This window comes from Streptomyces sp. W16, assembly GCF_033194735.1.
In the GTDB taxonomy this organism is placed as follows: domain Bacteria; phylum Actinomycetota; class Actinomycetes; order Streptomycetales; family Streptomycetaceae; genus Streptomyces.
Genome location: NZ_JAWOAI010001000.1, coordinates 1 through 1,727, shown reverse-complemented (window position 1 = coordinate 1,727; position 1,727 = coordinate 1). Strand labels below are relative to the sequence as shown.

2 protein-coding genes are annotated in these 1,727 nt (G+C 73.4%); both read left to right on the top strand.

From position 1 onward, the window contains the following. Positions 1-623, top strand: a 623-nt coding sequence (locus R6V09_RS52410; RefSeq protein ID WP_317888445.1) for an AMP-binding protein, incomplete at its 5' end; no start/stop codon positions are given. Between the two features lie 14 nt (positions 624-637). Beyond that, on the top strand, positions 638-1,727 hold a 1,090-nt coding region (locus R6V09_RS52405), incomplete at its 3' end, for a type I polyketide synthase (protein ID WP_317888444.1).

The window sequence follows — 1,727 nt, the reverse complement described above, 5'->3', positions numbered from 1 at the left end:
GGGCCGCCCCCGTACCCTCCGACGGCGCGGACGGCCCGAGGGTCGTCAGCTGCGGGACGCCGGTCGCCCAGGACGTCCGGATCGCCGATCCTGCCACCGGCCTCGACGCCCCCGCCGACGCGGTCGGCGAGGTGTGGGTCCGCGGCCCCAACGTCTGCGCGGGGTACTGGAAGCAGCCCGAACGCACCGCCGAACTCTTCCGGGACGACGGCTGGCTGCGCACCGGCGACCTCGGCTTCCTCCACGACGGCGAACTGTTCATCACGGGCCGGCTGAAGGACCTCGTCATCGTCGACGGCCGCAACCACCACCCCGTGGACCTGGAGATCACCGCGGAGGAGGCCAGCGACGACGTCAGGCGCGGGCATGTGGCGGCCTTCGCCGTGGACACCGGCGAACGGGAGCAACTGGTGCTGGTCGCCGAGCTCGACCGGCCGCGCGCGGTCACCGACGCGGCCCCGATCCGGGACGCCATCCGCGGCGCCGTACTGACCCGGCACGGAGTCGACGCCCTCGACGTCCTGGTCGTACGCCGCGGTTCGCTGCCGAAGACCACCAGCGGCAAGCTGCAGCGCCGCGCCTGCCGGGACCGGTATCTGCGCGGCGAACTCACGTCGGCCTAGGGGGAGTCACGACCATGCGAGAACTCCAGTCATGGCTGGTGGAACGGGTGGCGGCACACGGTTCGGTCCCGCCGCACCAGGTCGATCCCGACCGGCCGCTCCAGGAGTACGGGTTCGGTTCACGGGACGCGGTCGTGCTGTCGGGAGAGCTGGAGGAGTTCCTGGACCGCGTCCTCCCGCCGACCGTGCTGTGGCAGCACCCGACGATCCGCGGGCTGGTCGCACACCTCACCGGCGAGTCACCCGAGGGTGATCCGTCAGGCGCCGTGGAGCACCGGTCCGGCGGCGAGGTGGCCGTCACCGGCATCGGCTGCAGGCTCCCCGGCGGCATCGACTCGCCGGAGGACCTGTGGTCCTTCCTCAGCTCCGGCGGCGAGGCGATCGGCCGGGTGCCGGAGGACCGCTGGGCCGCCTATCGCGCCGTGTCCCCGGAGTTCGCCCACGCCGTCGACGGGGCCACGGAGTTCGGCGGTTTCCTCGACGACATCGCCGGTTTCGACGCCGACTTCTTCGGCATCGCGCCCGTCGAGGCGGTCGGCATGGATCCCCAGCAGCGCATCCTGCTCGAAGTCGTGTGGGAGGCGCTGGAACACGCGGGCACTCCCGCGGCCGGCCTCGCCGGCAGCCGCACCGGTGTCTTCGTCGGCGCCTGCGGCGACGACTTCGGGCGCAGGAGGCTGGAGGACCTGCCCGCGATCACCGGCCGCACCGGCACCGGAGCGGCGCTGAGCGTGCTCGCCAACCGGGTGTCGTACCTGCTGGACCTGCACGGCCCCAGCCTCACCGTCGACACGGCCTGCTCGTCGTCGCTGGTCGCGCTCCATCTCGCCCGGCAGAGCCTCGCGTCCGGCGAGTGCGACACCGCGATCGTGGCCGGGGTCAACCTGCTGGCGTCGCCGGCCGTCACCCTCAACTTCGACCGTGCGGGCGCCCTTTCGGCCGACGGCCGCTGCCGGCCCTTCGACGCCGGCGCCGACGGCTACGTACGCAGCGAAGGATGCCTGGCCGTCGTACTCAGGCGGCTGCCCGACGCACTCGGCGCGCACGACCGCGTGCTGGCCACGGTACGGGCCACGGGCGTCAACCAGGACGGGCGGTCGGGCG